At 52.1% G+C, this 24,649-nt stretch carries 15 protein-coding genes; 8 read left to right on the forward strand and 7 right to left on the reverse strand.

Features of this window, described 5'->3' with window-relative positions; all coding sequences use genetic code 11:
- Window positions 1–11 precede the first annotated feature (11 nt).
- From D889_RS0101815 to D889_RS0101835, 5 genes are all read right to left on the reverse strand, one after another.
- The gene (locus D889_RS0101815; RefSeq protein ID WP_026039050.1) at window positions 12–1,550 is read right to left on the reverse strand and encodes a Ppx/GppA phosphatase family protein; all 1,539 of its coding nucleotides are present in this window, start codon (window positions 1,548–1,550) and stop codon (window positions 12–14) included.
- A 233-nt stretch (window positions 1,551–1,783) separates the two neighbouring features.
- Entirely contained in the window at window positions 1,784–3,241 is a 1,458-nt protein-coding gene (locus D889_RS0101820) for a glutamate synthase subunit beta (protein WP_010631399.1), read from the reverse strand.
- A 37-nt stretch (window positions 3,242–3,278) separates the two neighbouring features.
- Window positions 3,279–7,832: a glutamate synthase large subunit gene (gene gltB / locus D889_RS0101825; protein WP_010631400.1), complete on the reverse strand. Its 4,554-nt coding sequence runs from the start codon at window positions 7,830–7,832 to the stop codon at window positions 3,279–3,281.
- 244 nt (window positions 7,833–8,076) lie between these two features.
- Window positions 8,077–9,000 (reverse strand): lipoyl synthase, encoded by a 924-nt coding sequence (gene lipA, locus D889_RS0101830; RefSeq protein ID WP_010631401.1) that lies wholly within the window; start codon window positions 8,998–9,000, stop codon window positions 8,077–8,079.
- Between the two features lie 30 nt (window positions 9,001–9,030).
- Complete coding sequence (locus tag D889_RS0101835) at window positions 9,031–9,852, reverse strand: lipoate--protein ligase family protein (RefSeq protein ID WP_010631402.1); 822 nt, start codon at window positions 9,850–9,852, stop codon at window positions 9,031–9,033.
- Window positions 9,853–10,143: 291 nt separating this feature from the next.
- Here D889_RS0101835 and D889_RS0101840 point away from each other — a divergent pair, with 291 nt between their 5' ends.
- The 5 genes from D889_RS0101840 to thrB all read left to right on the forward strand — a co-directional run bounded on the left by D889_RS0101840 (window position 10,144) and on the right by thrB (window position 17,393).
- Complete coding sequence (locus D889_RS0101840) at window positions 10,144–13,224, forward strand: DEAD/DEAH box helicase (RefSeq protein ID WP_238537597.1); 3,081 nt, start codon at window positions 10,144–10,146, stop codon at window positions 13,222–13,224.
- A gap of 1 nt (window position 13,225) precedes the next feature.
- Entirely contained in the window at window positions 13,226–13,810 is a 585-nt protein-coding gene (locus D889_RS0101845; protein WP_010631404.1) for an SWIM zinc finger family protein, read from the forward strand.
- A gap of 299 nt (window positions 13,811–14,109) precedes the next feature.
- Window positions 14,110–15,402, forward strand: coding sequence for a homoserine dehydrogenase (locus tag D889_RS0101850; protein ID WP_018962097.1), 1,293 nt, complete (start codon window positions 14,110–14,112; stop codon window positions 15,400–15,402).
- Between the two features lie 6 nt (window positions 15,403–15,408).
- Window positions 15,409–16,470 carry a threonine synthase gene (gene thrC / locus D889_RS0101855; protein WP_010631406.1) on the forward strand — a complete coding sequence of 354 codons (1,062 nt, stop codon included), beginning with the start codon at window positions 15,409–15,411 and terminating at the stop codon, window positions 16,468–16,470.
- Complete coding sequence (gene thrB / locus D889_RS0101860; RefSeq protein WP_010631407.1) at window positions 16,467–17,393, forward strand: homoserine kinase; 927 nt, start codon at window positions 16,467–16,469, stop codon at window positions 17,391–17,393. Before thrC ends, thrB begins: the two co-directional genes overlap by 4 nt.
- A 206-nt stretch (window positions 17,394–17,599) precedes the next feature.
- On the opposite strand, the gene D889_RS0101865 is transcribed toward thrB, so the two are convergent.
- On the reverse strand, window positions 17,600–18,439 hold the full coding sequence (locus D889_RS0101865; protein WP_010631408.1) for a MurR/RpiR family transcriptional regulator: 840 nt from the start codon (window positions 18,437–18,439) through the stop codon (window positions 17,600–17,602).
- 625 nt (window positions 18,440–19,064) lie between these two features.
- On the opposite strand from D889_RS0101865, the gene hisC reads away from it, so the two are divergent.
- The 3 genes from hisC to serA all read left to right on the forward strand — a co-directional run bounded on the left by hisC (window position 19,065) and on the right by serA (window position 23,345).
- Window positions 19,065–20,153, forward strand: coding sequence for a histidinol-phosphate transaminase (hisC, locus tag D889_RS0101875; RefSeq protein ID WP_010631409.1), 1,089 nt, complete (start codon window positions 19,065–19,067; stop codon window positions 20,151–20,153).
- Between the two features lie 434 nt (window positions 20,154–20,587).
- Window positions 20,588–21,748, forward strand: coding sequence for a pyridoxal-phosphate-dependent aminotransferase family protein (locus tag D889_RS0101880; protein ID WP_026039052.1), 1,161 nt, complete (start codon window positions 20,588–20,590; stop codon window positions 21,746–21,748).
- Complete coding sequence (serA, locus tag D889_RS0101885; protein ID WP_010631411.1) at window positions 21,741–23,345, forward strand: phosphoglycerate dehydrogenase; 1,605 nt, start codon at window positions 21,741–21,743, stop codon at window positions 23,343–23,345. Before D889_RS0101880 ends, serA begins: the two co-directional genes overlap by 8 nt.
- An 86-nt stretch (window positions 23,346–23,431) precedes the next feature.
- Here the strand turns inward: serA and D889_RS0101890 are convergent, their stop codons facing one another.
- Window positions 23,432–24,583, reverse strand: a complete 1,152-nt coding sequence (locus D889_RS0101890; protein WP_010631412.1) for an HAD family hydrolase — start codon at window positions 24,581–24,583, stop codon at window positions 23,432–23,434.
- Window positions 24,584–24,649: the final 66 nt, after the last annotated feature.

Here is a 24,649-nt window from a genome sequence, read left to right on the forward strand (position 1 = left end):
CTCCATTCACCTTATCCTCGTAATATCGGTTTCAATCCGAAGACTTCTTCAAAATAGGCTGATTTTTCTTCAAACGTCAGTTTTTCCAGGGACAGGTCATCGTCCGCTTTGGCGGTGATGACTACCTTGTCATGTCTGAGCGACACAGTAATCTTTTTCACTTTATGCTGACGGCTGTCGTCCAGCGCATCGGCAAGCCGAAGAATCGCTGCCAGTTTGGCCACAACCAGGCGGCTGTTCACCGGCAACCGATTGAACGCCGACGAGTCGCTTGTCGGGGTTTCCACACTGTGGTACCGGGCAATATTCGCGACGATTTCCCGGTCCTCGTCGGAAATGCCGATAATTTCCGAAGCCTGAATGATGTAATAGGAATGTATGTAATGGGCGTTCATATCAACATAGCTTCCCGAGTCCTGGAGAATGGCTGCCAGCTGCAGCAGCAGCCGGCTCCTTCTGTCCAATCCGTGAAGCGGTTTCAGCCGGTCAAACAGGTGAAGCGAAAATTTTTCAACAATGGCAATATGGCTCGGATCGCAATTATAGCGGCGGGCGATGTTTCTTGCTGAGATGATGATATCTTCGAGAAAAGAATGGTCAATCCGCCGCTTGTGATGATCCAGTTCATCATTGATCAACAGACCGTCCGCAAGATCCGCCTCCGACAGCAAGATGTCTTTAGCGCCGGTCATCTCCAGCATAATCTTCAGAATCATGGCCGACGGGAGCAGCTGACTGGCGGAGTCGTAGGGCACACCGTACTGCCGGGCCAGCACTTGCACCGGGATATCAAGAATATGCCGATACATGTCTTCGAAGTACTGCCGGTTAATCGTATCGCTGCTAGACTTCATAAAGGCATGCTTAAAGGCCAGCAGGTCGGTTCCGACGAGTACGCAGTGTTTGTACTGGACATCGGACGGGGCGAACTGGTGGTAGCCGTCAATTTTGCTGATGATATAGTCTTCCATGATATCGACATAATTACCGGCGTGATTTTCCAGATCACCGAGCATCTCCCGGATTCTCAGCGGACCCAGTTTAATGTTCCGTGAAAAAACAAAGTGCCCTCTATCATAGACGGTCAGCTGCATGCTGCCGGAGCCGATATCCAGCAGCATCGTCCCTTTTTCAATCAGTTTGTCAAAGCCCTCTGTCTTATAAGAAACGGCCTGATTGTGAAGGTAGCGTTCTTCCGCATTCGACAGTAATTCAAGGTTCAGTCCTGTCTTAATCCGGATCTGTTCTTTGACATATTCTGCGTTTGCCGCCTCCTGGACCGAACTGGCGGCAACAGCACGATACTCTTTGACACCGTAATCGTTCATGATCTGGACAAAACCGGCCAGAACTTTGCAAGCCTGATCCACCGTCCGGAATGCGATCATATTGTGATTATAGATGTCCGCACCAATCGTTACATCAGCGCTCACACTTTCAACCACCGTCAGACTGGTCATATCCGCGATTTTCAGCACGATAACCTGAAGTCCGACAGTAATGGAGGCAAAAAGCCTGTGAATTCTCGTCGTCCCCACCCCAATTTCCAAATCGACAATCTGTATTTTTATGGAAGAAACCATTTTTTGTTGAATGAATGTCTCACTGCGGATACGCCGGGGCCAGACATATTACACCATATTATAAAACATTCCGCATGCCGGTGAAAATGGAATCCTCTTTCTTTACAAAAAGATTACATTGAGGATGCTGTATCGGTAAAAAAAAGAACAGCCTGCTGTGGCTGCTCCTTTATCATTATCCGTATTATGCTTTATCGGTGTTATTCATTCACTAACGGTGACGGTTTGCGATCCAGATACATGGCGACTGAAGCGGCGGCACGACGGCCTTCTTCAATCGCCCAGACAATCAATGTCGCCCCGCGCCGGACGTCGCCGGCCGCAAAGACCCCATCCTCGCTGGTCTGATAATCCTGATCGTTGGCCTGAACCTTGCGGCCGCTCGGATCCCTGTCAATCTGAAAATCGTCGAACAGCCGGTCTTCAGCTCCTTTAAACCCGATGGCGATCAGCACCAGATCGGCATCCCATTTCTTCTCCGCAACGGTTTCGGACTTGAAAGATCCCGTCATCAGTGAAGTAACATGGCCAGAGGCATTTCCGAGGAATTTCTTTGTTTCCACATAGTAGGCACGCGGATCTTTTCCAAATAGCTCCTCAGCTTCATGATACGCATAATCCAGTGAGAATACATTCGGATGTTCCGGCCACGGGTTGTTCTCTACCCGTTTGCCGGGAAGCTGTCCGTGTTTCCCGAACTGAACGACACTTTTGCAGCCCTGACGGATCGCCGTCGCTACACAATCTTCACCCGTATCGCCGCCGCCGATCACAATGACTTTTTTACCGTGTGCATCCAGATCCGGAAGCAGAGGTTCCTGATAGAGCAGGTGGCGGTTGCTCGCGGTCAGATAATCCATAGCCGGCAAAACGCCTGAAAGCTGGCGGCCTTCAATCGGTACATCCCGATGCTTTCCGGCACCCGTACAGAGCACAACGGCGTCAAATTCTGCCCGGAGCTCCGATTCCGTGATATCCTTACCGACATCGACGCCGGTTTTAAAGACAATGCCTTCATCCTCCAGAAGACGAACCCGGCGATCAACCACATCCTTTTCAATTTTCATGCTCGGAATACCGTACATGAGCAGACCCCCGGCACGGTCCGACCGTTCAAAAACCGTGACATTGTGACCGATCTTATTCAGCTGATCGGCACAGGCCATACCGGCAGGTCCGGAACCGATGACGGCAATTTTTTTATCCGTCCGGCGAAGCGGCGGTTTAGGCACCACCCATCCTTCGGCGAATGCGTGTTCAATGATCGACCGCTCCACGGACTTGATCGATACCGGGTCACTGACAATTCCGGCCGTGCAGGACCCTTCACAGGGGGCCGGACAGGCTCGGGAGGTGAATTCCGGGAAATTATTCGTTTTAATCAGCCGATCATAAGCTTCCCGCCAGAGGCCACGATAAACGAGATCGTTCCACTCCGGAATCAGGTTATGAATCGGGCACCCTGTTGTCCCCCGGTTCAGAACCGTACCGATCTGACAATAAGGCGTGCCGCAGTCCATGCACCGGGCAGCCTGCTGCCTGACCTCCGCCTCCGGCATGACAAGCCGATACTCATCCCAGTCCTGAATTCTCTTCAGCGGCTTGCGTTCACTCTGATTGCGTTTCTCTATATTCAGAAAACCCATTAATTGTCCCATTGTTTCTGCGACACCCTTTCAAACTTGATCCCTTTGTTCATACCGGCTGATAATCCGTTGTTCTGGCGGTCAGTTTCCCTGCCTTTTTCAGATAGAAAGCCGCTTCCGTCGCCTTCTCTTCGCTGAATCCTTCAGACTCGTAGCTGCTGATCTGACGAAGAATGGCTTCATAATCACGGGGAATGATCTTAATCATCCGTCTGGCCGTATCCTGCCAGTTGTCCAGCGCCTTCTTGGCTTTCGGACTTCCGGTAAGATCCAGATGGCGGCTGAGCAGTGTATAGACATCTGCCTGTTCCGTCTTGCCCGTCAGTTGTTCAATATTGACCAGTTCCCTGTTGATGTGTGCCAGCACCGGATCGGCTTTGCCGTCGGGCAGAATATAGGCGGTTCCGCCCGACATGCCGGCAGCGAAGTTTCTGCCAATCGCCCCGAGAATGACCACCTTGCCTCCGGTCATATATTCGCACCCGTTTTCACCGACGCCTTCAACGACGGCATTTGCACCGCTGTTACGCACGCAGAACCGTCCGCCGGCCGTACCGCGGATATAGGCCTCGCCGGATGTCGCCCCAAAGAAGGCAACATTCCCGATCATTGCCTGGGAATCCATCGGCACCCCGACAACTTCCGTCGACTTAATGACCACTTTGCCTCCGGACAGGCCTTTTCCTACATAGTCGTTGGCATCACCTGTCAGGAACATCGTCACGCCTTTCGGGATAAACGAAGCAAAACTCTGGCCGGCACTGCCTGTAAATGACAGATTAATCGTATCTTCGGGAAGTCCTCTCCCCGCCGTGGACTTGGAAATAACATAGCCGAGCGTTGTTCCTACCGTCCGGTCTGAATTTTTCAGTTTATAAGAAAGTGTGATCGGCTTTTTGCTCCCGATGGTTTCCAGACATTGAGAAATCAGATTGCGCTCGTCAAAGCGGCGTTCGAGGTGATGATCCTGAGCGCGGGCAAAATGGCGTTTGGAAACGTCGCTCTCCGCCTGATAGAGAAGATCGGAAAGATCAAGATATTTCGCTTTCCAGTGGCTGTGCACATTCTTCTTAATGCGAAGGAGATGAGCCTCTCCGACAACATCTTCAAGTTTATGGTAGCCGAGATTAGCCAGCTGTTCGCGGATATCCTGAGCGATAAAGCGCATCAGATGAACTATATAATCGGGACTGCCGCTGAAATGTTTGCGCAGCTCCGGATTCTGAGTTGCGATCCCGACAGGACAAGTATCCAGATTGCACTGACGCATCATCACACAGCCAAGCACAATCAGAGGTACGGTGGCAAACCCGAATTCTTCGGCACCGAGACAGGCGGCAATCAGCACGTCGCGTCCCGTCATCAGTTTCCCGTCGGTTTCCAGCCGGACTCGATCACGCAAACCGTTTTTCATCAAAGTCTGGTGAGCTTCCGCAAGGCCGAGTTCCCAGGGAAGTCCGGCATGCTGGATACTCGTTTTGGCTGCGGCACCCGTCCCGCCGTCATGGCCGCTGATCAGGATCACATCCGCCTTGCCTTTGGCCACACCGGCGGCAATCGTGCCGACGCCGCCCTTGGCAACCAGTTTCACACTGATCCTTGCCTTCGGATTGCTCGACTTCAGGTCGTAAATCAATTGCGCCAGATCTTCAATTGAATAAATATCATGATGCGGCGGCGGCGAGATCAGTGCCACACCGGTTGTCGCGCGGCGCGTATGCGCGATCCACGGATACACTTTTCCGGCCGGCAGCATCCCGCCTTCTCCAGGTTTGGCACCCTGAGCCATTTTAATCTGCAGCTCCGCTGCCTCAGACAGGTAATAACTCGTGACACCAAAGCGTGCCGAAGCAACCTGTTTGATCGCACTGCGGCGCCAGTCGCCATTGCTTTCGGGAATAAAGCGGTCGGGGTCTTCGCCGCCTTCACCGCTGTTGCTCTTCCCGCCGATCCGATTCATGGCGATTGCCAGTGCTTCATGTGCCTCTTTGCTGATGGAACCATAAGACATGGCACCGGTCTTAAATCTTTTCATAATGCTTTCTACCGGTTCTACTTCGTCAAGCGGGATCGGCTGGCGGTCCCGTTCGAATGTCAACAGGCTGCGAATTGTCGAAAACGGTGCATCGTTCACCATTTCCGCATAATCTTTATAAAGTTTATAATCATTTCTGCGCGTTGCCTGCTGAATCATATGAACAATCAAAGGTTCGATTTTATGCTGCTCTCCGCCCTGGCGCCATTGCATGCTGCTGCCTGGATCGAGCGTCTTCAGATTGCCCAGTTTCAGTTCTTTTGTCGCCTGATGATGGCGCAGCAGGGATTCTTCCGCGATTTCCGGAAGCCCAATGCCGCCGATCTGCGAAACGGTGCCTTTAAAATATTTATTGACCACCTTGTCAGACAGGCCAAGCGCTTCGAATGTCTGCGCCCCCCGATAACTCTGAATGGAGGAGATACCGACCTTCGACATGATTTTAATAATGCCGCGCAGCAGCGCGTTGATATAATTTTTCTCTGCTTCTGCCTCACTGATCTTGAGGTGACCGGTTTCCTTTAGCTCAGAAACCGACTGAAGTGCCAGATAAGGATGCACGGCTCCGGCCCCGTAGCCAAACAGCATCGCCACCTGATGGCTGTCTCTGGGCTCTCCGGAATCAACGATCAGGCTGACTTGTGTCCGCGTGCCGCTCTCAACTAAATGGTGGTGTACGGCGCTGATGGCAAGCAGCGACGGCATCGGCACTTCTTGTTCATTGGCATCGCGATCCGACAGAATAATGATCGATGCACCGTTGTGGATCAACTGATCCGTTTTCAGAATCAACTGATCCAGAGCGACGGAAAGCCCGTTCCTGCCCTGATCCGCCGGGAAGAGAGTCTTGACGACCACGGTCTTAATGCCCTGGTGCTGAATCGCCCGGAATGTGGCGCGGTCGAGAACCGGCTGACTGAGCCGGATCTGCTTCGTTACATGTTTCAGCGGATCAAGCAGATTGACCTGCGGACCGATCCAGGAGATGGTCGACATGACCCAGGCTTCACGAACCGCGTCAATCGGCGGGTTCGTGACCTGAGAAAACCATTGTTTGAAATAGTCAAAGAGCAGCTGCTGTTTCTTTGAAAGCACAGCCAGCGGCGTGTCGTTGCCCATCGCACCGGTTGATTCTTTCCCGGTTTCCGCCATCGGCAGGATACCCTTAATCAGATCTTCGTACGTATAGCTGTGCATTTTCTGCTGATAAAGCCGGAGAGCGCCCTGTACTTTTTCAGGTTCGGCCGGTGCCTCTTTAATCCGGATCACCGTATCATCAAGAATGCGGCGGTAGTCCTCTTCGGCGGAAATCTGTTTTTTAAGTTCATCGCTGGGTATGATCCGGCCTTTTTCCGTATCAATCAGCAGCAACTGGCCGGGTTTGAGATGACATCGCTCGCGAATATCGGAAGCTTCCAGGTCGGCGACACCGACTTCAGAAGAGAAAACAACTTTGTCATCATTCGTTATATAGTAACGTGCCGGACGGAGACCGTTGCGGTCGAGAATGGCACCGATCTGTTTGCCGTTACAGAAGCCCAGCGCCATAGGGCCGTCCCACGGTTCCATCATCCGGCTGTGAAATTCGTAGAAATCGTGGAGATCATCCGGCAATTCGGACTGTTTCTCCCATGGTTCAGGAACCATCATCATAATGGCATGCGGCAGCGAATAGCCATGATAGGTGAGAAACTCAAGCACATTATCGAAAATGGCCGAGTCGCTGCCGTCAGGATCGATAATCTGCGGCAATCGGCCGCCGGCGAGACGTTTTGCCTTTGCATTAAACCAGCTCATATTGCCGCGTATGGTATTGATTTCGCCATTGTGCACGATCATTCGGTTCGGATGTGCCCGCCGCCAGCTGGGAAATGTATTTGTGCTGTACCGTGAGTGGACTAACGCCACGGCCGACACAAAACGCGGATCCTGCAGATCGGTATAGAAGGCCGAAACTTCTTTGGCCCGGAGCATGCCCTTGTAGACCAGCGTCTGACTGGACAGGCTGGCAACATATATTTCATCTCTCAGTTTGGCTTCAATGGCTTTTCTTAAATGAAAAAGCTCTATATCCAGCGTATGCCCCGCATCATGACTGGCTGTTCCGATAAACATCTGATACATAAACGGCGCCTTGCTGCGGGCAAGCGGTGTAATTTCATTTTCATTCACCGGGACTTCACGTTCTCCATAAAGCCGGAGGTTTCGTGATGCAATGCATGCTTTGATTTTCCCAATAGCAACAAGTCTGCTCGATCGGTCCTGCGGCAGAAAAAACATGCCGACGCCATAATGTCCGGATTCAGGAAGCGGAAAAGTGCAGACTGCCTGAAAATAGCGGTCCGGGATCTGCACGAGAATACCGGCACCGTCGCCTGTTTTTCCATCCGCCGCCTTACCGGCACGGTGGTCAAGCCTCGATAGCATTTCCAGGGCGGTTTTCACCACATCATTCGATGCCCGGCCCTTAATATCCGCATAGAGACCGATCCCGCAGGAATCATGCTCAAACTCCGGCCGATAAAGGCCTTCTGCAGCTTTGACTTTCGCCTTACTGTTCGCCATCATTAAAATGTCATCCTTCCCTCTGTCCTGTCTGTTCTTCTCTCAGTCCCGCGTCATCGATTGTCTCATCATTGCCACTTTTCAGAAAACATTTTCTATGTTTGTATTCCTGTTGTCCGAAAAGTATGGTAATTATATTTTACACTTTTTGCCCCTCTTTTTTCAATAATTAGACCTAAAAACGTCCCGCGACCCCTGATTTGAGGTCCCGGGACATTCTGTTTTCGACAGGTTGCGCCATTGAATTTCAGTTTTCAGCTTTCATTTCTTCGGTGATCAGCCGGTCATGTCTCCGGCGTGACTCCGCACCGACCTGTTCATCCGCATGATAAGAGGAACGGGCAAGTGGACCGGCTTCGCAAAATTTAAAGCCTTTTTTCAGGGCAATCTTGCGAAGTTCATTAAATTCTTCCGGTGTATAGTAGCGAACCACATCAAGATGCTTCCGGGTCGGCTGAAGATACTGCCCGATCACCATGATGTCGACATGGTTTTCCAGCAGGTCGTCCATCGTCTGAAGAATTTCCTCTTTCGTTTCACCGAGCCCGACCATGATGCTCGATTTCACGGGTGTATCAGGACTGATTTCTTTGACTCTTCTGAGTACCGACAGAGAGCGGTCATAAGTGGCAATCGCGCGAACCCTCCTGGTTAGCCTCCGGACCGTTTCGATATTGTGGTCGAATATATCCGGTTTGGCATCCATCAGCGTCTTGATACTGTCGTCGTCCCCTTTCATATCCGAAGGGAGTACTTCGATCGTGCAATAAGGCACTTTTCTGCGGATCGCCCGGATGGTTTCCGCAAACACGCCGGCACCGCCGTCATTCAGATCGTCTCTGGCAACCGCTGTGACGACGACATGGCGCAGCCCCATTTTTTTCACTGAATCCGCCACACGCTCCGGTTCCCTTAGATCCAGTTCCGTCGGGCGGCCGGTTTTCACTGCGCAAAATCTGCAGCCGCGTGTGCAAATATCGCCGAGAATCATAAATGTCGCGGTTCGTCGGGCGGCCCAGCATTCATGAATGTTCGGGCATCTGGCTTCTTCGCAGACCGTGTGCAGCCGTTCTTCGCGAATCAGTGTCTTAATCTCGCGGTAATCCTGGTTAGTATCCAGCCTGATTTTCAGCCATTCGGGTTTTCTTAGATATTTGCCATGTCTCTCCATTGCCTGTGCCTCCTCAGCCGTTTTGGAACTTCAACGTGAAAAATTCCAGGATTCTGATTCATATTTTGACCGGGCCAGCGCGTTCACCGACCGGTCTTCATCCACGGTCAGTTCTGATTTTTTCAGTTCGATACCAAGCCCTTTCTCAAATCCATGATAAAAGGCTTTTCCAACTTCCTCAAGCGTCAGTTTTCGACCGGTCAGTTCCTCAAGTGTAACTGCTTTGCCGCCAAAAGCCTGCTGTGCCCTGTCCCGGACCCTTGCCGACGGATAAGAAAAGCAGTCGAATAATTTTCCGTCATCAACAGATAACGGGATCGATCCGTGCTGCAGGATCATTCCCTTTCGCCGGGTCTGGGAACTTCCCGCAGCTTTACGGCCCTCAACGACCAGTTCATACCATGAGGCTTCTTCAAAACATACAGGCGAATGAGATTTTTGACTCTTACGCTCCGGTATCGCCAGTTCCGCATGCAGATGCAGCGCCCTGAACCCTTCAAGCAGTCCTGCCGACAGCACGCGGTAAGCACCGACTACGGATGTCGGCATGTCGGGGTAGTCTTCCGGAAGAATAACACTGTAGGTCAGTTCATGATCATGAAGTACAGCGAGTCCTCCGGTCAGCCTCCGGACCAGACGGACCCCACGCTTTTTCAGCCCCTCACGGCTGATCCGGCCGCGGGTTTTCTGGAAATAGCCGATGGACAGTCCAGGAGGATCCCACTGATAAAAGCGCAGGATCGGCCGCCTGCTGCCGGAAGCTTCCCGGTCAAGGAGATACTCGTCCAGCGCCATATTATAGGACGGCGTGTGACAACCGGAATCAATGAAAAGCCAGGTCCTTTGACGCATAATGTTTTGCCCCCCTGCTGTCTTTCGAAACAATGCGGTCGCGGACGGCTGTTTTGTTTCTGTGAATCTGTAACTTCAGCTTTTATCATATCAGGAAAACGATTACAGTGTAAGGGTTGAGAGGGGAAATAGTCCGATTAATTTTCCCTCAGCCGGTCTCAGAACAGACTTCCGTCTCTGCAAGGATTGATACCATTGTAACCGGCGGTATGCTACAATTAAAGGATGGCGTTTTGGCGCAGTCATTCCGTTTTTCTGCGTCATGAACGAAGCAAAAAAGGATTGTCCAGCGTGAAGGGAAGCGTCTCATTAATGGTGCGTTATCTGCAAATTACATTTTTACCGCACATGGAAAACGGATGGAACTTCTTCATCTGGCTGACGGATGAAGCCGGGTCAGCACTTCCCTTCCCGGACAGCAGCAACAAACCGCAGGAGCGTCCGGCCGGTGAAGCCGATGATTCAGTTTTGCCAGTAGGTGTAAAATTGACCGGCGAGTCGAACGATCTTTTCGTATCCGGCCGGCTCATGACCATGCAAAGTGTCTTTCATCTGATTCAGGAACAGAACGGCGAATGCGGTGAGAGCGATATCCGTCCCGGACGGACTTTTCAGTGGCTCAAACGGATCGCATCTGCACTTGAAGTACTGCTGGAGGGCGGACATTTCTATCCCTATTTTTATCATCTTGACGATCATCATCATGATGTCCTTTATTTCTGCCAGTGGATGCCCGAAGCGCATTTTCTTATAGAAAGCGGCTTGTTTGCCGGATGGCTGAATTCACTGCCGCACCTGGCATTTACATTAGATGCGCTGCAGGACGAAAAGACAAGCCAATGGCTCTATCTGCTGATCATCTTCTGGACCGGTGAACTGGTCCGCGGCGGAGCTCCGGCGGTTCCCGATACTATTTTGGAAAAAAATCTTTCATTTTCAAAGGAAGAAACTGAGGCCGTATTGCGTGAACGGCTGCCGTTTGCGTATTACGGATCACCCTGGCTGATCGTAAGCGACCCGGAATCTGTGAAAAAAGCCAACGCGCTGGAAACAGAACTGACGGCATGGGTACACCCTGCCGCCGGCGGCAAGTACCCCGCCTGGACCAGAGCGCTGCTGGACGACCGGCGGGCATGGCTCACCGATCATTTCTCCCCGGATCGTGTTCAGGTGCTCCTGAACCCATCCGACGAAGATGATCCTTTTTCAGAGGACGCCGTCTGGGAGTGTGAAACAGTCGTCGCCGGCGAGCAGAACAGGACAAAGCAGAAGCGGCCGCTGCACGATTTTATTGTCCGGTCGCCGATTGAAAGCCGGATCTGGCTGGATAAAAAGATCCATCAGCTAAACGGTTCGGTCCCGGATCTCATTTTGGATCTGCTGGATCAGAAACCGCAGCGGCTGCTGTCCACCGACCAATTTTCACAATTGCTTGCCAGTCGTGAGCCATTGGCGTCCGCCGGAATTGACCTTGTTTTCGCCAACGACCTGAAAATTGATGAGGAAGCGTCGCCGGTATCGGTCAGTCTCGAGCTGGAACCCGACAAACCCGACGGAAAGTCTCTGTTCACACTGAACGCCCTGATTCACTATAACTGGCGGATCTCGGTCGGAGAAATCAACCTTACCGCGGAGGAATTTCGACAACTCGTCCAAAAAAATCAGTCATTCATCCGGCGCGGCAACCGGTGGATTCACCTGCCGATCAGCCAGATGGTCCGGGCTTATACGGAAATGGACGATACACTGCACCTTTTCCATGGGAAAGCGGATGTCGCCGGTGCTCTTCGCCTGGATACCCTCAACCGTAGAAAAAGAGATCCCCGGATTCGCATTCAGTTAACGCCGGATCTGGAGAATTATATAAATCGAATCATCCGTAAGCCGGCAAAATCGATCGCCGTCCCGGCTGAATTTATCGGAAAACTGCGCCCCTATCAAAAGAAGGGATTCACCTGGCTGGTCAATCTTCGTCGTCAGCGTGTCGGCGGCTGTCTCGCCGACGATATGGGGCTGGGGAAAACGGTCCAGGCCATCGCTTATCTGGACTATTGCCGGAATCTGCCCCTTGCAGGGATGCCGAAAGGCGGCATCGTCGGGCCGGCACTGGTCATTTGTCCGACCTCACTTGTCGCCAACTGGAAACATGAATGCGGCACCTTCTCACCGGAACTCAGGCTGTATATTCATCACGGATCTTCCCGGCTCCGCGGAGAAGAACTGATTCACCGGCTCGGCGAATGTGACGTCATGATCACCAGCTACGCCCTGTATACCAAAGAGTCTGAATTTCTGAATCCGGTGTACTGGAAAAGTGTCATTCTTGACGAAGCGCAGGCCATCAAGAATCCGCGGGCTCAGAAGACCCGGGCACTGAGAAAAATCCATTGTGCCCATCGGCTCGTCCTGACCGGCACACCCATTGAGAACCACCTGGAAGAACTATGGTCGATCATGGATTTCCTGAATCCCGGCTATCTTGGGTCACTCGATCACTTCCGCCGGCAGTATGTCCGTCCGGTTGAAAAAAAAGACAATCGGGTGAAAATGAACGAGCTGACACGGATGATCCAGCCGTTTCTCCTGCGCAGAGAAAAAACGGATAAGCGGATCATCCGCGATCTGCCGGACAAGTTTGAAGCAAAGAAATCCTGTTTCCTGAGTAAAGATCAGGCATCGCTCTACCAGAACGTGGTCGACCGGCTCGCACGCAGCGTGACTGCCTCTTCGGGAATACGGAGAAAAGGGCTGATTCTCTCGGCGCTGACAAAATTGAAACAGATCTGCGACCATCCCGCATTGCTTGCCGGTGAAGCGGGTGAAGATAAAAAATCCGGAAAGCTGGAGCTGTTTTTCAGTTTGCTTGATCCGCTCTTCAAACATCAGGAAAAAGTGCTCGTGTTTACACAATATGTCAAAATGGGCAAGCTCCTGATGCGCGAGACACGGAAGCGTTATCCGGATGCAGATGTTTTCTTTCTTTACGGCGGGCTGAACGCCGAACAGCGGTCCGCACTGATTCAGCGTTTTCAGTCGGAGACGCACCGGAAAACATTGTTCATCCTGTCACTCAAAGCAGGAGGGCTGGGGATCAACCTGACGGCCGCAGGTTATGTCTTTCATTATGATCGCTGGTGGAATCCGGCTGTCGAAGAACAGGCCACCGACCGGGCTTACCGGATCGGGCAGGAACGAAATGTCCACGTCTACAAACTGATTTGTGAGGGAACTCTGGAGGAACGGATCGATCTTTTGATTGACCGGAAAAAGAATCTGCAGCGGCAGATTCTCGGCAGCGGTGATGCCTGGCTGACCGAATTGAGTGATTCGGAACTCTTTAACCTGATAAAACTTCGGAAGGGAGTCGTCTGAGATGGCACCAATCCGTATCCGTCATCCTGAACTGAGCGACTGGCTGATCCGGTTTTCTCAGTCAGTGAGCCGGCCGACCTTTGAACGCGCCGTATTTTTATGTCGCAACAATCGTGTCTGGGATTACCACTTCTCCGCTGCAGCGGTTCATGCCAGCGTCGAAGACATGCAGAATATCTTTTTCGATGCTGAGGTGAGCTGGCGTGCTGCCGGCGATCCGGCCAACGCCGCACTGCACCTTCCTGATCCGTCAGCCGACCTTAACTGCTCCTGCAGCTGCGGGGGAAGAATGCCCTGCGCCCATGTCTGCGCGGTCGTCATCTATCGGATTCTCGAACTGGATAACAAATGGCACACGGACCGGAAGACTCAGCCGGCCGCCGTTCCCGATCAGGATGATGTGCTGTTCGGGATCTTACTCGACAAGCTCCGCCAGATGGCCGGCAATGCTCCGCCGGCGGTTGCGCGTTTTAATCCGGCCGCGCTGAATACCCGCCCGGATCTGCAGCAGAAAGCGGCCGCTCATGCCGAACGGGTGATCCGTGCCGTGCACGCTGCAGATAAAAATCAAAACAATAAACACTAACCCGGCTCTTCTGTCAGCCGGTTTTTTTGTGCGCAGCATGACGATCCCGAATCCGGCAGATGACGAAATATTTTGCTTTTCAGTGATGCGTGAATGCATGTCGCAGAATTTTCGCCGGTTTCTGAACTTTAACAGCCTTGTTGTCATCCAGTGTTCGGGTTATAATGCTAGATACATATAGAGATACGTCATTTTGTACGGACCAGGAACTAAAAAAAGGGATTGCTGCCGATCAATCGCCGGGAGCATTCCTTGTCCCGGCGATTGATCGGCTGATTTTTCTGACAGGGAGTGAAATGATGGCTTTGGCAAAGGTGTGCATTGGTCTGCTTGGATTCGGCACCGTCGGCACAGGTGTCGTGCGGCTGCTGACCGTGGAGAGGGAACGACTGGAATCACGGACCGGCTGCACGATTCAGCTGAAAAAAGTACTCGTCCGTAATAAGAACCGGCCGCGAAAAGTTCTGATCGACAACCGGAAACTGACGACCAACAGTTCAGATATCCTGGATGACCCGGAAATCGATGTCATCATCGAATTGGTCGGAGGTATCGATCAGGCTTACCGCTATATTCTCCGTGCATTGAAAAATAAGAAAAATGTGATTACCGCGAACAAAGATCTGATGGCCTCCTATGGTGATGAACTGCTCCTTGAAGCGCGGAAGAACAAATGCGATCTTTGCTATGAGGCAAGCGTTGCCGGCGGAATTCCAATTCTGAGAACATTGACGGACAGTCTGGCGGCCGACCGTATTCAGAAAATGATCGGCATCGTCAACGGAACCACCAACTACATTTTGAGTAAAATGAGCCATGACGGCCTGTCTTACGAGAAAGCACTTGCTTCGGCGCAGGCACTGGGTTTTGCGGAAGCCGACCCGACCTCGGACGTCGACGGGCTCGACGCGGCCAGGAAAATGGTTATTTTAAGCCATCTTGCCTACTCCATTCCCGTTAAACTGGATGATGTCAGGATTACCGGGATCACGGATGTCACAAAAGAAGACATCGCCTACGCCCAGAAGCTGGGTTATACCATCAAACTTGTCGGCATCTCCGAAGTCAATAACGGAACCATTGATGTCCGTGTCGAGCCGACCCTGCTCCCGAATGCGCATCCGCTGGCCTCCGTTGAAAATGAAAACAACGCAATCTATGTTTACGGATCGACACTCGGCGAGACAATGTATTACGGTCCGGGCGCCGGTGAAGGTCCTACCGCCGTGTCCGTCGTGTCCGACCTGCTTCTGGTGATTCACGACATGAAGCTGGGGATCACCGGCACGCACATCTTCCTGCCGAAACGGGAAATGCATGCCAGAAAAGACAACCTCGTTGAAAGTCAGTTCTTTGTCCGGCTCCACATCATGGATCAGCCCGGCTCTTTTTCCAGGCTGACGGACTTGTTTAAAAACCAGGGCATCAGCCTGGAAAAGCTGTATCAGGAGCCGATGGTCGGTCAGAATGCTGCCGAAGTGTCGATCGTGACTCACCTCACCAATAAGATTCAGTTTGAAAAATCTTTTGATATCATGAAGAAACTCGACGTTGTCCTGAATGCCAAGTATTTCAGGGTCGAAAGGGGATAAAAACAAATGGCTTGGAAAGGTCTAATGGAAAAGTATCACGATGTGTTGCCGGTAACGGAGAAAACCCCACGGCTGACTCTAATGGAAGGAAATACACCGCTGATCCCTCTGGATAAACTGTCCGCCAAAATGGGCTGTGACATTCGCGTGAAATTTGAAGGCCTGAATCCGACCGGAAGTTTTAAGGATCGCGGCATGTTCCTCGCTGTCGCAAAAGCAATGGAAAGCGGCAGTAAGGGCGTCATCTGTGCATCAACCGGAAACACATCGGCTTCAGCGGCTGCGTACAGTGCCCGGGCCGGTCTCGACTGCATCATTGTCATCCCGAAAGGTAAGATTGCGCTTGGAAAACTCGCTCAGTCGGTAATGTACGGAGCCCGGATTTTCGAAGTCAACGGAAACTTTGATCAGGCACTCGACATTGTTCGCTACACCGGTGCCCACTCTGACTACACCATCGTCAACTCGATCAATCCTTACCGGCTTCAGGGTCAGAAGACAGGAGCTTACGAAATTGTCGACCAGCTTGGCGGCGTTGCTCCGGATGTACTTTGCATTCCGGTCGGCAATGCCGGGAACATCTCCGCCTACTGGATGGGCTTCAAGGAACTGCGGGACAACCAGCAGGTCGCTCCGCCTGAAATCCACGGTTTTGAAGCAGAGGGTGCCGCAGCCATTGCTAAAAATAAAGTCATCAAAAACCCGGAGACCATTGCTACAGCGATCCGGATCGGCAACCCGGCCAGCTGGAAACTGGCTGTGGCTGCGGAAAAAGAGTCCGGCGGTGAAATCGATTATGTCACGGACGATGAAATTCTCGCCGCTTATAAACTGATCGCCTCTACCGAAGGCGTCTTTGCCGAACCGGCCTCCTGTGCATCGATCGCCGGCCTGATCAAGCATATTCATGCCGGAAAAATCAAAAAAGGATCAAAAATCGTCTGTATCCTGACAGGAAACGGACTTAAGGATCCGGCTACGGCAATGGATACACTCGCCATTAAACCAGAGGTCATCGGAGCGGAGAAAACAGCAGTTGTCGATCATCTTCAGCAGGTGACAAAATGACTTACCCGGCCGCTTTTCAAATCAAAGTTCCAGGCAGCACGGCCAATCTCGGACCGGGTTTCGACTCGATCGGAATGGCTGTGAACCGGTTTCTCACGCTCAATGCAGTGCATTCAGATAAGTGGGCGTTTACTTATCTGGACCAGCCTGATTTTTGTCCTCCGATCGAAGAAAATCTCATTTATCAGACGGCAAAACAGGTCGCCGATGCGCACCAGACTGAGCTTCCCTGCTATTCTGTCGATGTACGCAGCGCTATTCCGCTGGCCCGCGGCCTCGGCAGCAGCGGTGCAGCCATTGTTGCCGGCATCGAACTGGCCGATTATGCGCTCGGCCTTCAGCTCGGTGAGGATGAAAAAGCATGGCTGGCCTGTAAAGCCGAAGGCCATCCGGATAATGTGACCCCGTCACTCTACGGAGGCCTGGTTGTTTCCAGCCAGTCGACCGAAGAAGTGAACAGTGTCCGCCTGCCTGCACCGGATTTTGATTTTGTAACGGTGATCCCCAATTATAATCTGAAAACCAGTGAAGCCCGCAGCGTGCTGCCGACCTCGCTGTCTTTCCGGTCGGCGATTGAAGGCAGCAGCGTCGCCAATGTGCTGATCTGTGCCTTGCTGAGCCATAATGGCGAACTGGCCGGTAAAATGATGGAATCGGATCGCTTTCATCAGCCTTTCAGGAAAGCACTGATTCCTGAGATGCCGCAGATCATCCGGATCACTCATGAATCGGGCGGCTATGGTACTTTCCTCAGCGGTGCCGGACCGACCGTCATGTCGCTGGCTTCCCGAAGCAAAAGCGCGCTGATCAGAGAACGGCTTGCCGATGCTTTTCCCGACTATGAATGCGTGGTGCTGTCGCCTGTTTCCGAAGGCGTGCGTGTGACATTGTTCACCCACGAACAGCATCCGGCAAATCACTAATCCACGAATACATAAAAGCTCCCTTGTTTGTCCATACTGAAACAAATGAGGGGGCTTTTTCTATGAGAGTGAAAATTGGCTGGGGACTGATTTGTTTTTTTGCCGTATTACTTGGATCACTTTACATTCTCTTCCTGTTTCTTCATTCACGCTGATGCCGGCAGCCAATTGATTTGTAATCGTTTTCAATTTGTTGTATGCAAAATTCAGTTCTGTGCCATTAAATGCTGCGTCAGCGCTTCATGTCCGGCTGCATGCTTTCTGCTGATGACATTGGCATAGAGCGCATCAATCAGTGTCATCTGCGCCGCCCTGGCGACATAGGACTCGGACCGGAAATCCGTCGGAACCGATACCGTATGAAGCGAGACATCCATCATGTCCCCCAGCGTCGATTTCATAAATCCGGTCAACCCGATGGTCGGGCAGCCTGCTGCTTCGGCGGCACGGGCGACCTGAAGCAGATGTTTGTCGCTGGCCGAATAAGAAATGAATACAGCGGCATCTTTTGCCGAGAGCTGAGACGCGGATAACATCTGAAATTCACCGTCGCTCGGGGCGTAGGTCATAATCCCTGCCCGGACAAACTTACGGTGTGCTTCCTGGGCGATGGTGACGGAACCACTGCTTCCGAAGAAGGCAACACGTTCCGCCGTACTGAGCAGATCAACTGCTTTATTGAACGCGCTGCTGCTCAGGATCTGAAAGGTATTTTCCAATGTACGGATGTTGTCCTGGAAGACCCGCTCCGCCAGGTTCATCGTCTCATCATCCTGATATTTGCTCTTCTCCTGCTCCATCTGGCGATTTTTTGCAATATCTGCAGCCAGCACAATTTTCATTTCCTGAAATCCCTTGAACTCCAGCCGCCGGCAAAAGCGAAAGACGGTAGCATCAGCAACATTGATCCGTGCCGAAACCTGATTAATACTGCTGTGGATCGTCTCTTCCGGATGATTCAGGATATAATCGGCTATTTTTCTTTCTTTGTCACTCAGATGCGGATACGCAGACTCGATGCGGATCATACATTGACGTTCTGTCATAGGACTTTCCCCTCCTCTATTCGTACAGCTTCATTGTACATCAAACGCTTACATTTGAAAATAATTTTCTGTAACCGTTTCCTCGTGACAAAGAAAAATTATCTATTTCGACGATTCTCGCCCTTTTTCGGGCTGTCCGGTGATCTGCAGCTTCGATGCCTGAAAGGTTAATTGCACCTGATCCGGAACATGCCGGCAGGCACATCTTTTGATGATGGTTTACATAAATCATGTTAGCCGTCTTTACATTAAAGGACAATCATGTTTAAATAAAGTCAGATTTATTTACATCAGAATCAGATTGCTTGCCTAAAGTGACCATCGTCTGATGCTGCCGGTTCAGCCGGCTTTCCGGTAATTGAATCCTATTCGGTGTGACGTGCAGGCTTTCAGCCGGTTCGGTAGATGGATCCCGTCCGGCAGGCACCGGTGTAAAGAGATCCTTGCATCCGCAAGGATCTCTTCGTTCAGGAAGCACCGGCTTATCCATATCGGACGGACAGAATACCGTTCAACCCTTACGTACATAGACTGAAAAAAAGATACCCGAACGATCGCACAAGGCGTGTTTAAGCAATCCATCCAATCCTGTAGACCGACATTTGAATTAAAGGAGTGTTTCCCTGTGTTCAAAAAGAATTTAGCAGATCTCAAAGCCTATCAGCCCGGCCCTTCTCCGGAAGAAATCCGGAAAGCATATGGTCTCCGCCGACTTGTGAAACTGGATTCCAATGAAAATGTGTACGGCGCTTCACCGGAAGTCCGTAAGGCAATTCTGAATGACACGCTGCTGCCGGAACTTTATCCGGATTGCCGGGATTCGGCCTTGCGCAGCGATCTGTCCCAAAGACTCGGCGTGCCTGAAGACCAGTTTCTGTTCGGGCTCGGGCTGGATGAGATCATCGTTCTGATCAGCCGGGCTTTCCTGGCATCCGGTGATTCAATGGTCATGGCCTGGCCGACATTCTATGAATACTATTGTCATGCACAGATCGAAGGGGCAGCGACACGGAAAATTCCGGTAGATGCATCCGGACGTCATGACTTAAAGGCAATGCTGGCTGCCATCGATGAAACGACGCGAGTGGTCTGGGTGTGCAATCCGAATAATCCCACGGGAACATACCTCACGCACCGCGAACTGGCCGATTTCCTGGATCAGGTCCCGAATGACGTGGTTGTCGTACTGGATGAAGCCTATATTGATTTCGTCACCGCTGATGATTTCCCGCGTTCGACGGAACTGATGGCGGCGCACCCGAATCTGGTCGTGCTCCGGACTTTTTCCAAATCCTATGGTCTGGCGTCTTTCAGAATCGGTTATGCGCTGAGCAGCCGCCGGATTATTGATGAAATTGATAAAGTAAGGCCGCCTTTCAATAATCCCCGGCTTAGTCAGATTGCCGCTTTTGCGGCGCTTCAGGATCAGGCGTTTAAAGACACATGTGTCCGCAAAAACCGTGAAGTCCGCGATATGGTCTCGGAATTTCTGGATGAGAAGAAGATCCCCTATTACCCGACTCAGGCTAACTTTATTTTTATCAAGACAGATCGTCCTGAAGAGGTCGCCGAGACATGTAAAAAGAACGGTTTCCTGATCAACCCGTTCGAAACCGGAATCCGCGTGACTTTAGGGAAAAAAGACGATATGACGGTGCTGCTGCGTCTCCTCGGCCGCATCTTTTCCGAGGCACCGGCGGAGCCCAGTATTTGAGCAGCCGGAATGCTCTTTTTTCAAGACTTTCAGAAAATATCAAAATATTATTCTTTACAAATGTCAGGACAGTTGGTATTATGTACTCACAAACCAATGATCACAAAAAATTGTCATGATGGAGACAGGGAGTTCCGGGAAACAAGCTGCAGAGAGCCGGCGGAAGGTGTGAGCTGGTATTGCTTCCCCGGGCTTCAGCACTTCGGAACAGACCGGCTGAAAGACGTCAAGTAGGCCGGTTCGGCGTCAGCCGTTATCGAAAAATGAAGGCCGGTCCGATTCATGGACCGGTGAATAAGGGTGGCACAGCGATATCCACGCCCCTTGCAGCAGATCTGTTCTGCTGCAAGGGGCGTTTTTATTATGTCTTTCAGTCTTGCCGGGGGATAAATCCTCCGGCAGATCAGGCAAACAACAGAAGGGATGACAGAGACATGTTTCTAGATCAGACGTATTTGTTTACTCCGGGGCCGACACCGATTCCAAATCGTGTCAATGCGGCAATGGCGCAGCCGATGATCGGTCATCGCAGCCCGGACTTTTCCGCTTTGTTCGAAGATGTAGCGAACCGGCTCAAACCGGTTTTCGGAACAACCCATCCTGTGCTCGCACTGACCAGCAGCGGCACTTCAGCGCTGGAAGCTGCTGTCGTCAACACCGTTTCTGAAGGTGACGAAGCCGTTGTCATCGTTGCCGGATCTTTCGGTGACCGGCTGGCATCGATTGCTGAGAAGTACGGCGTGCATGTCCATCGTCTGAACATCGAATGGGGCAAAGCCTGCGCGCCGGATCAGCTCGAAACATTTCTTGACGGACTGGCCGGCACTCAAATAAAAGCAGTGTTTGCGACGTTTAACGAAACCTCTACAGGTGTGCTGAATCCGATCCACGAACTCGGCGAAGTTGTCGGCTGCAGGACAGATGCCCTGTTTATTGTCGACGGTGTCAGCTGCATCGGTGCTGTCCCGGTCGACATGGCCGCCGATCGGATTGATCTGCTCGTCACCAGTTCGCAGAAAGCACTGATGCTTCCCCCGGGACTCGCCTTCGTGGCCTTCAGCGACCGCGGGCTTCGTGCCATTCAGGAATGTACGGCACCGCGCTTTTATCTCGACCTGAACCGCTATGCGGCCTCCTTCGAAAAACAGAAGTCGACGCCGTTTACACCGGCCGTCTCTCTGCTGGCCGGCGCCCGTGAAGTCTGCACGATGATTGAAGAAGAAGGCTGGGAGAATGTGATCCGTCGCCACCGTCTGCTCAGAGACATGATCCGCGCCGGGATCCGCGAACTCGGCCTCCCCCTCCTGACCAGTGAAGCGGATGCCTCTCCTACGGTCACCGCAGTGAAACCGGAACAGATCGCAGCACCGGACATTCAGAAGGCGCTCAAGAAAGACTTCTCAATCACCATCGCCGGCGGCCAGAAGAAGCTCAAGGGAAAGATTTTCCGCATTGGCCATATGGGCTACTGCACGCCGTTCGATGTGCTTAAAGTACTGACTGCTCTGGAACTGACACTCGCAAAATTCGGAGCAGAACCGCGGCTGGGTGCCGCCGTAAAAAAAGCTGAGGAGGTCTGGATGAAAAATGCATAAGGTCATCGTTACCGACGCGATCAGCGAAACGGGTCTTCACGCACTGATCGGTAATCCCAATTTTGACGTGGTACAGAAAACCGGACTCTCGCCGGCGGAACTCATCGATGAGATTAAAGACTATGAGGCACTGATCGTCCGCAGCCGGACACAGGTAACCCGGGAAGTCATTGAAGCGGCCGCTCATCTGAAAGTCATTGCCCGCGCCGGTGTCGGCGTCGACAATATCGACATTGAAGCAGCTACGGAAAAGGGCGTGATCGTGATCAATGCCCCGGCAGGAAATACAATCGCCGCCACGGAACATACGATGGCAATGATGCTGGCGCTGGCCCGCAATATCCCCCAGGCCTATCAGTCGCTGACTTCCGGACACTGGGACAGGAAGCTCTTTAAAGGCGTGGAACTGTATCAGAAAACACTCGGCATCGTCGGCATGGGCCGGATCGGCAGTGAGGTTGCAAAGCGCGCCAAAGGATTCCGGATGAATATATTAGGCTACGACCCCTTTCTGACGGATGACCGGGCAAGAAAGATGGGGATTATTAAAGCAAGCCTGGAAACAATTGCCGAGCAGGCGGATTTCATTACGGTACATACCCCGCTCACGGCCGAAACACGCGGATTGATCGACGCAGATTTTCTGGCAAAAACGAAGCGCGGTGTCCGGCTCGTTAACTGCGCGCGCGGCGGCATTATCGACGAAGAGGCACTGGTCGACGCTGTGAACAGCGGCCACGTTGCCGGTGCGGCACTTGACGTATTCGTTCACGAGCCGCCGGAAAATCCCGGACTCACGCAGAACCCGAAGATCATCGTCACACCGCATCTGGGCGCTTCTACAGCCGAGGCGCAGGTAAAAGTTGCCCAGTCGGTCAGTGAAGAAATCGTCGGAATCTTTGAAACCGGCAGTGTGCAGCATGCCCTGAATCTGCCGCATATCTCCGCCAGTGTCCAGCAGAAGATTCAGCCTTATCTCACGCTCAGTGAACAGATGGCCGAACTTCTGATGCAGGTTTTCCAGAAAGCCCCTGAGAAGATCAAGATCAACTATTACGGCGAACTCTTCCTGGAGGATACCGGACTGCTGACGCGGCAGATGATTAAGGCTCTGCTCTCCTACTATCTGGATTCGGCGATTAACATCGTGAATGTCATGCAGGTACTGAAGGCACACGGTCTTGCCTACAGCGTTCAGAAAAATGCAGCACATAAAGGATTCACAAATTTCATCGAACTCGAAATCGTAAACGGTGACGATACGGCGACTATTGCCTGCACCTATCTGCCGGGATTCGGCGGACGGATCGTCTCTATGAACGGTTACCGGCTCGATATGGAACCGGAAAAATATTTGCTCTATATCAGTCACCTCGACGTTCCGGGTGTCATCGGCAAGGTCGGTTCCATCCTTGGAAAGAGCAACATTAATATCGGCAGCATGTACGTTGGCCGCCGTGCCGTCGGCGGACAGGCCGTCATGATCCTCACGGTCGATAAACCTGTTCCCCGCGATATTCGGCAGGAAGTCTTATCCATAACCAATCTCAAGGATATTCAGTTTGCCGAAATCGATGTCCCTGAAGAACAGAACTGAATCCTTTACAGGGATGACTAAGGCACCGCACATTGCGGTGCCTTTTTGTATTCTGTAAGGTTGAAAAATGCGCTTCGAATTAAATGTCACGATTCCAGGATCAGTTTTTTGGCGAGTTCCGGAATATCTGCAACAGAATCCAGAATAAAATCGGCATGGTGTGCCTCCAGTTCCGCACGTGCCTTTTTGCTGGAAAGCCCTGTCAGAACACCGGCAAACCGGCAGCCGATCTGACGGGCGCAGAGCAGATCGGCCAGTGAATCGCCGACGATCAGTGTCTCTTCCCCATCCGGAAGAGGCTCCGGCTTTCTGGAAGTCAGTTTCCGCACATCGCTGTCTTTTCCATAATAAGACAGCAGGTATGTAAACGGATGCGGCTTGGCCAGCGGCGCTGCATCAAACTTCTTTTCTGCAGTAAGAACGTCATCTGCCGTCGCCATGTGGTTTTCATCCAGAAGTTCCAGCCAGTGAAGATAACCGAACGGCCGGTACGTCTCCAGATGCGGCCGGCCCGTAGCAATACCGATCTGAACGCCTTTTTCCCTCAGCATCCGGAACATCGCCCGGATCGTATCGGGATCGGCCAGCGTCACTTCTTCATTCATAAACCCTTTTTTCCCGGTCTGGACAGAGGGAATGCCGGTCGCCGGCAATACGTTGTCATCACCGATATACCACTCCTGCGATGCATGCTCGCCGATGTGCCATAGTTTGCTTTTCGGCTTAAATGGCGCGGTCTGAACACCGAGGTAATGACCGGCAAGATCGTTCAGAAACAGAATCAGATCCTGACGGGTCGCCTTGGTTCCCGAATAATCTTTCAGCATCATGTCAAAATCAATCGTCACCGGATGACTGTGGAACCATTCCCGCAGCTGATCCAGTGTCCCCCGGTCGATCGGCTTCTGCAAAAGTGCCGCCGCCTGCGCCTTCAACGGTTCCGGCAACTGGGCTGCCAGATGGATCAGCTGCACCGAAAAGGTAATATAAATCATGTCCCAGTTGGCATTCATCCCTCGTGATTTTAAAAAGTTCAGAACCCGATCATTACGGAATACGTTCTTACGTATTTCGGCAATCTCCTGATCACTGTACGTGGTCCGGAAGGAAGCATCACGTCCCAGACCAAGGTAATGGTTGCTGAGCAGCAGTTCCCGGACGGTGAGCGCCGAAGCATCGAAATAGCGCTCTTCACTCAGGAACACGCCGTCCACGTCAAAAAGAATGGTTTTAAGCATAAATGTCACCGAATCTCCTGCTGTTTTCTAACCAGTTTACCATAGATCCTGTTTCACCGAAACCAG

It is taken from the genome of Sporolactobacillus vineae DSM 21990 = SL153 (genome assembly GCF_000377985.1).
Classification (GTDB): Bacteria; Bacillota; Bacilli; order Bacillales; family Sporolactobacillaceae; genus Sporolactobacillus; species Sporolactobacillus vineae.